The 8,189-nt window shown below is 63.8% G+C and carries 8 protein-coding genes; 4 read left to right on the forward strand and 4 right to left on the reverse strand.

Features of this window, described 5'->3' with window-relative positions; all coding sequences use genetic code 11:
* Nucleotides 1-2: 2 nt before the first annotated feature.
* Together BMW76_RS30020 and BMW76_RS30025 are read right to left on the reverse strand one after the other, a co-directional pair.
* A complete protein-coding gene (locus BMW76_RS30020) occupies nt 3-584 on the reverse strand; it encodes a DUF1415 domain-containing protein (RefSeq protein WP_090871835.1) in 582 nt (193 codons plus the stop codon).
* Nucleotides 585-632: 48 nt separating this feature from the next.
* Nucleotides 633-1,265, reverse strand: coding sequence for a TetR/AcrR family transcriptional regulator (locus BMW76_RS30025; RefSeq protein ID WP_090871837.1), 633 nt, complete (start codon nt 1,263-1,265; stop codon nt 633-635).
* Nucleotides 1,266-1,420: 155 nt separating this feature from the next.
* On the opposite strand from BMW76_RS30025, the gene BMW76_RS30030 reads away from it, so the two are divergent.
* Together BMW76_RS30030 and BMW76_RS30035 are read left to right on the forward strand one after the other, a co-directional pair.
* Nucleotides 1,421-2,707, forward strand: a complete 1,287-nt coding sequence (locus BMW76_RS30030; RefSeq protein WP_090871839.1) for an MFS transporter — start codon at nt 1,421-1,423, stop codon at nt 2,705-2,707.
* A 248-nt stretch (nt 2,708-2,955) separates the two neighbouring features.
* On the forward strand, nt 2,956-3,549 hold the full coding sequence (locus BMW76_RS30035; protein WP_090871851.1) for a nitroreductase family protein: 594 nt from the start codon (nt 2,956-2,958) through the stop codon (nt 3,547-3,549).
* Between the two features lie 71 nt (nt 3,550-3,620).
* Here BMW76_RS30035 and BMW76_RS30040 read toward each other — a convergent pair whose 3' ends face one another.
* Nucleotides 3,621-5,087: an MFS transporter gene (locus BMW76_RS30040; RefSeq protein ID WP_090871841.1), complete on the reverse strand. Its 1,467-nt coding sequence runs from the start codon at nt 5,085-5,087 to the stop codon at nt 3,621-3,623.
* 270 nt (nt 5,088-5,357) lie between these two features.
* Here BMW76_RS30040 and BMW76_RS30045 point away from each other — a divergent pair, with 270 nt between their 5' ends.
* Complete coding sequence (locus tag BMW76_RS30045) at nt 5,358-6,626, forward strand: Hsp70 family protein (RefSeq protein WP_090871843.1); 1,269 nt, start codon at nt 5,358-5,360, stop codon at nt 6,624-6,626.
* Between the two features lie 92 nt (nt 6,627-6,718).
* On the opposite strand, the gene BMW76_RS30050 is transcribed toward BMW76_RS30045, so the two are convergent.
* Nucleotides 6,719-6,922, reverse strand: a complete 204-nt coding sequence (locus BMW76_RS30050) for a cold-shock protein (RefSeq protein WP_012402098.1) — start codon at nt 6,920-6,922, stop codon at nt 6,719-6,721.
* 523 nt (nt 6,923-7,445) lie between these two features.
* Between BMW76_RS30050 and BMW76_RS30055 the strand changes: the two genes are divergently transcribed.
* Nucleotides 7,446-8,189 (forward strand): APC family permease (locus BMW76_RS30055; RefSeq protein WP_143062353.1); only part of this gene is annotated, 744 nt, incomplete at its 3' end.

Genomic DNA, 8,189 nt, shown 5'->3' on the forward strand with positions numbered 1-8,189 from the left:
CGTCAGTCTTTGGCGGGCTCGCTCATCCATTTGCGCCAGCCGTCCGGGCCGAGGCGTCGCATGGTTTCCTCGTTGCGTTCGTAGATGTCGGCGGCGTCCGGAAAGGCGTCGACCGCGCGCGCGATGCTCGCTTCACGCAGCAGATGCAGGATCGGCCATGGCGAACGGTTCGTGTAGTTCTCGATATCGTCGGGGCCGCTGCCCTCGAATTGATAGTGCGGGTGAAAGCTCGCGATCTGCAGCGTGCCTTCCAGCCGCAACTGCTTCAGCATCCGGTCCGCGAAGAACAGGCAGTCGTTGTACTCGAGAAAATCGGCGAGCGCGCGCGGGATGATCAGCAGCGTCGTGTCGATATCGGCGGGATCGGATTCCGCCAGCGTGCGCAGTTCCGTTTCCAGATCGGCGAGTACGCCTTCCATGTCCGTCGCCTCGCTGATTGCGTAGCGAATCTGGTTCTTCACGTGCACCGCTTTCGCGAAGGGACACAGATTTAGCCCGATGACGGCCCGTGTCAGCCAGTGGCGAGTGGCGTCGAGAATGGCGTCGTGGCTGGTGTCGTGCGATTCGGCGGACGTTGAAGACATGGTGTGAGGCGGGCGGCAAAGCGGGTTCAAACCGCGGAACTCAAACCGCTATTTTACCGGTGCCTCTCCGCACGCCTGTGCGACAAGCTGCGCAGCTACGAGCGGCGCGACCTTGATCGGCCCGCAGCCCGGACCATACGTCTGGCTCGATGCATAAACGCCTTCGATCAGCAGCGCGAGCGCGTTCGCGAGTTCGCCCGGATCGCGCGCGCCCGCAGCGGCGCAAAGCTCGTTCAAGCGCTGCATCAGCCTGGTTTTGTTGTTCAGCACGCATAATCGCGCCGGATGCGAGGGATCCGGAAATTCCGCCGACACATTGACGAACGGGCAGCCGCGATAGTCGTCTTTCGACGCGCGTCCCGACAGGTCCTCGAAATACTGCGCGATCTGCTTTTTCGGCTCGCCGGGATGCTTCGCGATGCTCTCGTCGAAGCGTTTGAAGAAACGCCGGTCCGACTGTTCCAGATACGCGACCACCAGATCGTCCTTCGACGAGAACTGGCGATACAAGCTCATCTTGTTGACGCCCGCGCGCTCGACGACGGCATCGACGCCCACCGCCCGCACGCCTTCCCGGTAGAACAGGTCGGCGGCGGCGCGTAACAGATGCTGCTGGGCTTCGGAACCGGCCGTCTGCGTGCGGCGGCTCGGCGCGGGTTTGGTGGTGTCGGAATGGGACATGGTCTTGTCATCCATGAGTAAGACGTCTTGACATGTTACCGATCGGTAACTACCATCGCAAGTCTGATTGTGACAGACCGGTCACAAGTCCTTTACGAAGTTGGTAAGAATCCGTGCCGCGATGCATCGAGTACGGCGAACCCATTGGAGAACCGATGAACTGGGCAGCAAGAATGATACGTGGACGTTTCCACTACGGCTGGCTGGCCGTGGCGGTGGTCTTTCTAGTATTGCTCGCGGCGGCCGGCACGCGCGCGACGCCGAGCGTGATGATGGTGCCGCTCGAACATGATTTCGGCTGGAGCCGCGCAACGATCTCGCTGGCGATTTCGGTGAATATCGCGCTGTATGGTCTGATGGGCCCGTTCGCGGCTGCGGCGATGCAGCGCTTCGGCGTGCGCCCGACCATTCTGGCGGCGCTCGGCACGATGGCGGCGGGCGTCGGCTTGTCGTCGCTCATGACACATCCGTGGCAGATGATCCTCGTGTGGGGCGTGATGGTCGGCGGCGCGACGGGCGTGGCGGCGCTGACGCTGTCGGCGACGGTCGTCAACCGCTGGTTCACGACGCATCGCGGTCTGGTGATGGGCATTCTCACGGCCAGCTCCGCGACGGGCCAGCTCGTGTTCCTGCCGCTGCTCGCGGCGATCGCGCAGCATCACGGCTGGCGGCCCGTCGTGTGGACGGTCGCGGCGGCCGCGGCCGTCGTGCTGCCGCTCGTCGCGTTTCTACTGCCGGAGCGTCCCGCCGACATGGCGCTGCGTCCGTACGGCTCACCCGCCGACGCGCCCATCCGGTCCGACATGAGCAAGCAGAACCCGCTTGCGATCGCGTTCGGCACGCTGGCCTCCGCAAGCAAGACGCGCGACTTCTGGCTGCTGTTCTTCAGCTTCTTCATCTGCGGCGCGAGCACGAACGGTTATGTCGGTACGCACCTGATCGCGATGTGCGGCGACTACGGGATGACGGAAGTGCAGGGCGCATCGCTGCTCGCGGCGATGGGCATCTTCGACCTGTTCGGCACGACGCTGTCGGGCTGGCTGTCGGACCGCTTCAACGCCCGCGTGCTGCTGTTCTGGTACTACGGGCTGCGCGGCCTGTCGCTGATCTATCTGCCGCACGCGTTCGGGATCGACTTCTTCGGCTTGCCGCTTTTTGCCGTGTTCTACGGCCTCGACTGGATCGCCACCGTTCCGCCGACCGTGCGCCTCGCCACCGATGTGTACGGCAAGGAGTCGGCGCCCGTCGTGTTCGGCTGGGTCGTCGCGGGGCACCAGCTCGGCGCGGCGTTCGCGGCGCTCGGCGCGGGCATGCTGCGCGCGAGTCTCGGCACGTACACGGTTGCGTCGATGATCTCTGGTGGCTTGTGCCTCGTCGCGTCGATCATCGTGCTGCGGATCAATCGCGGCGAACGGCGCGTGGCGAGCCAGGCCGCCGTCTGACGCTTGCGTTGCGGCGTCCGCTTCGAGTCGCCCGTTTTGGGGCGCCAGGTTTCGAAGCAGAAGCAAGCGTTTCGAGCCACATCACAGCGCGTCGCAGCCCAACAGCCGCGGCGCGCTTTGCTTATGCGCTCGCGCGATCTGCATCTGCGCGACGCGCGAAGAGCGAAGCGGGATCGGGACACGTCGGTTATTCTAGTGGGCCCTCGGGCTGCGGCCCGCCATTCATGAATTCCGACCGAGAGATGCGCATGACCAACAAACCCGCACCCACCGACGTTCCCATTCATGAACTGATCGCCGGCCGCTGGAGCCCGCGCGCGTATTCGAGCGAGCCGGTGAGCCGCGAGCATCTGCGCGCGGTGCTCGAAGCGGCGCGCTGGGCGCCTTCGTCGTACAACATGCAGCCGTGGCGTTTCGTCGTGTTCGATCGCGCGACGGACGAAGTGGCGTTCAAGAAAGCATTCAACACGCTCGTGCCGTTCAATCAGGCGTGGAACGCCAATGCGCCGGTGTTGATCTGCGTGACGACGCACACGCTGACGTCAAAGGGCGACGTGAACCGCTGCGCGCCGTACGACGCGGGTGCTGCGGCGATGTCGCTGGTTTTGCAGGCGCACGCGCTCGGACTTGCAGCCCATCAGATGAGCGGCTTCGACGTGAACGCATTTCGCAAGGCGTTCGCGGTGCCCGACGACGTCGAAGTGATCGCGATGATTTCGCTTGCGCACTACGGCGATGTCGACAAGCTCGATCCTGTACTGCGTGAGCGCGAGAAGGCGGCGCGCGCGCGTCTGCCGCTCGGCGACGTCGCCTATGCGGGCGCATGGAACAAGGCGTTCTGAGCGATCCGCGAGCCACTTTCGCACGATGACAAAGACGCGGCCCGATGGCCGCGTTTTTCATGGGCGTGCGATTACTCGCTGTCGACGGCGGACAGCGGCGTCGCGACGGTTTCGAGCGACCGACGTTCCGCGTCGACGCCCCAGATCGCGGCAATCAGCGCGGCGGCGAGCATCAGCGCCGAGCCGACCAGATAGCCAGAAAAGACTTCGCTGCGCTGGTGCGTGTCGATCAGACGGCCGAAGAAGGCGGGCCCCGCAATGCCGCCGAGCGCCGTTCCGAACGCATAGAACACCGCGATCGCGAGCGCGCGGATTTCGAGCGGGAACGATTCGCTGACGGTCAGATACGCCGAACTCGCGGCCGCTGAAGCGAAAAAGAAAATCACCATCCACGAGATCGTCTGCGTCGTCACGGAGAGCATTTCCTTTTCGAACATATAGCCGCTGACGGTCAGCAGGATTCCCGACAGCGCGTACGTCGCGGCGATCATCCTGCGGCGGCCGATCACGTCGAACAGCCTGCCGATCAATAGCGGCCCCGTGAAATTGCCGAACGCGAACGGCAGGATGTACCAGCCGATGTGTTCGCCCGGCACGTGATAGAAGTCGGTCAGCACGAGCGCGTAGGTGAAGAAGATCGCGTTGTAGAAGAACGCCTGCGCCGTCATCAGCGACAGCCCGACCAGCGCGCGGCGCCGGTGCAGCATGAACAGCGTGTGGAAAACCTCGCGCAGCGTCGTGCGGTCGCGGGCCCGCAGACGCAGGCGGTTCAGACCGTCGTCGGCGAGCGTGTGATTGGCCGCGCGAAAGCGTGTTTCGATCCCTTCGACGATCGAGCGCGCATGCTTCTCTTCGCCGTGAGTCAGCAGCCAGCGCGGGCTTTCGGGTATCCAGGCGCGCATCGGCAGAATCGCCAGCGCGAGCGCCGCGCCGATGAAAAAGCACGCGCGCCAGCCCCAGTCGCCGGGCAGCAGATGCGGGTCGAGCAGAACCAGCGAGCCGAACGCGCCCAGCGCCGCGCCGATCCAGAACGTGCCGTTGATCGCGAGATCGGTGTGGCCGCGCACGCGGGCGGGCGTGAACTCCTGGATCGTCGAATTGATCGCCGTGTATTCGCCGCCGATGCCCGCGCCCGTCAGAAAGCGAAAGACGAGAAAACTCGCGAGATTCCACGAAAAAGCCGTCGCCGCCGTGGCGGCCAGATACAACGCGAGCGTGATGAAGAACAGCTTGCGCCGTCCGAGCCGGTCCGTCAGCCAGCCGAAGCCGAGCGCGCCCAGCACCGCGCCGGCGATATATGCGCTGCCCGCGAGGCCGACGTCCGCGTTCGAGAAGCGCAGCACCGCGCTCGACTTCAGCGCGCTCGCCACCGAGCCCGCGAGCGTCACCTCCAGCCCGTCGAGCAGCCACGTCACGCCGAGCGCGACGACGATCAGCGTATGAAAGCGTCCCCAGGGCAAGCGGTCGAGCCGCGATGGCAAATCGGTCTCGACGATCGTCGAGTCGCTGCGAATCGTGGCGGCGGAGGATTGCTCCATCGAGTCTCCTGAAGTCTCCTGAACGTTCGAATGTGATTCGTCGAGTGATCGGAAGGTTCTGCAAGCCGGCAATCTGACGGGGTATCCTGTCGGATTCATCCGTGCGTGGCGCGACCCTTCGTCGAGCAAATTGCGTTCCGCGACGCCGGCGAGGTGAGCGGTGCGCTAATGGTTGCTGTCGGGGTTGCAGTCGGTTGATGGTGTCACCGCTTTCATGTTACAAAGCCCGTCCTCTTTCTGTGCGCGCCAGCGCGAGCGGCGTTTCCTGCCATGACCTATTGCGCGATTGACTTCGGCACGTCTAACTCGGCAGTTGCCGTCCCGGTCGGCGGCCCGTCGGCTGAACAGGCTGCGTTGAAGCTGGCGCCCGTCGAAGGCGCGTACACGACGCTGCCCACCGCCGTCTTCTTCAACACCGACGAAAACACGCGCGAGTACGGCCGCGCGGCGCTTGAGGCGTATATCGACGGCTTCGACGGCCGCCTGATGCGCTCGATGAAGAGCATTCTCGGCTCGCCGCTCGCCGAGACCACGACCGATCTCGGCGATGGCAGCGCGATCAGGTACACCGATGTGATCGCGATCTTCGTCACGCATCTGAAGCGCTGCGCGGAGCAGGCGGCGGGCACGCCGATCAGCCGCGCGGTGCTCGGGCGCCCAGTCTTTTTCGTCGACGACGATCCCCGCGCCGATCTGCTCGCGCAACAGCAGCTGGAAGCGGCGGCGCGTTCGGTCGGGCTGCAGGAGATTCACTTCCAGTACGAACCGATCGCGGCCGCGTTCGACTACGAGGCGCATCTGACACAGGAGGGGATCGTGCTGGTCGCGGATATCGGCGGCGGCACGTCGGACTTCTCGCTGGTGCGCGTCGGCCCGGAGCGGATGAAGCGTCTGGAGCGCAAGGACGATGTGCTCGCGCACCACGGCGTGCACGTCGCCGGAACGGATTTCGACCGACGCGTCGAACTGGCGACGATTCTGCGCGAGCTCGGCTATCAGTCGCTCGATCCCGAGGGCCGCGAAGTGCCGAACCGCGTCTATTTCGACCTCGCGACGTGGCATCTGATCAACACGATTTACACGCCGAAGCGCGTGTCGGAACTGGGGCTGATGCGGCACCTTTACTCGGACACGCGCCATCACGACCGGCTGATGCGCGTCGTCGAGCAGCGCTTTGGCCATGCGCTTGCGGCGCACGCGGAGGAAGCGAAGATCGGTGTTGCAGCGGGCGGCGAGACGCTGATCGATCTGGAGATCGTCGAGGAGGACTTGCGCCTTGCGTTCGACGAAGCGCAACTGATTGCGGCTGGCAAGGACGAGACGCAGCGCATCATGCAGGCCGCGCGCGAAACGGTGCAGCGGGCGGGCGTCGCGCCGCGTGACGTCGACGCGTTGTACTTCACGGGCGGATCGACGGGCCTCGCGTTTCTGTCGGGCGCGCTGGCGGCGGCGTTTCCCGATGCGCGTCCCGTTTTCGGCGACCGGCTCGCCAGTGTGGCGACTGGTTTGGGCATTCACGCGCGGCGGGTATTCCGATAAAGATTTCAGACCGCGCTCCGATAATCGCATCGGGCAATAAACAAAAAACCCCGCCGAGGCGGGGTTTTTTGCGTTCCAGAAGGAGGCGAAGCTTAGGCCGGCTTGATGTTAGCGGCTTGCTTGCCCTTCGGGCCCGTCTTGACGTCGTAGGTAACCTTTTGGTTTTCCTGCAGCGTCTTGAAGCCTTCGACGCGGATTTCCGAGAAATGCGCGAACAGGTCTTCACCGCCGGCGTCCGGCGTGATGAAGCCAAAGCCCTTTGCGTCGTTGAACCACTTGACGGTACCGGTTTCCATATTACTTTTTCCTAAAAATGGTGAACAAGGCCGAAGCCAAAAAAAAGGCCGTAGCCCGAGGGTGCATGAAAATCAAGGAAGGGTAATGGGACCAACCGGAGTACCGTTGATGGGCGAACTACGAAAGACCAATTCACTCGCCGCTTGAAATCCTGCCCGTTCTTTATACGGGCATTTCGAGAGAAGGTCAACCGCAATCTTTAAATCCTCATACGGGACGGGGATATCGCGCCGCACGGCTTGTCTTACAAAGCTTGCTATGTTCTTGATTTTTTGTAGGGCGCATACGGTTTTTGACTGCAATCGGGCGGTGCAACCGTTAAACTACGCCCCGCGCGCGACCGGTTGCACCTGGCATAACCCGCAATCCGGACTCGCGCCCGCCCGCCGTATGCCCTAGTCTTTTGGATGACCTTTAGCCGTCTCTCGTGGCACGCGGCAGCGGCGTGCTTTCAGCTAGTAACCATCTTGCATGGGACGGGAGCGGGCGCTAACGCCTGATCCCGTCGACACAGGAGAAGACGTGAAAAGTTCTATTCAACGGCATATCGGCCCATTCGCGCTGATGCTGACGGGGCTCGGCTCGATCATCGGATCGGGCTGGCTGTTCGGCGCCTGGAAGGCGGCCAAGATTGCAGGTCCTGCCGCGATCTGCGCATGGGTGATCGGCGCAGTGGTGATTCTCGCGATCGCGCTGACGTATGCGGAGCTGGGGTCGATGTTCCCCGAGTCGGGCGGCATGGTGCGCTACGCGCGCTATTCGCACGGCGCACTGGTGGGCTTCATCAGCGCGTGGGCCAACTGGATCGCGATCGTGTCGGTGATTCCGATCGAGGCCGAGGCATCGATCCAGTACATGAGCACGTGGCCGTACGAGTGGGCGCACAACCTGTTCGTCAACGGCGAACTGACGGCGCCGGGGCTGCTGCTCTCGGCGGTGCTGGTGATCATCTACTTCATGCTGAACTACTGGGGCGTGAAGGTCTTTGCGCGCGCCAACACGGCGATCACGATCTTCAAGTTCATCATTCCGGGCCTGACGATTCTGGGCCTGATGATGAGCGGCTTTCACAAGGAAAACCTCGGCGACGGGTTGGGCGGCACAGGCACGTTCGCGCCGTACGGCTGGTCGGCGGTGCTGACGGCCGTGGCGACGAGCGGCATCGTGTTCGCGTTCAACGGCTTCCAGAGTCCCGTCAACCTGGCGGGCGAGGCGCGCAATCCGGCGAAGAGCGTGCCGTTCGCGGTGATCGGCTCGATCCTGCTG

The sequence above is a fragment of the Paraburkholderia diazotrophica genome, from assembly GCF_900108945.1.
GTDB classification, from domain to species: domain Bacteria; phylum Pseudomonadota; class Gammaproteobacteria; order Burkholderiales; family Burkholderiaceae; genus Paraburkholderia; species Paraburkholderia diazotrophica.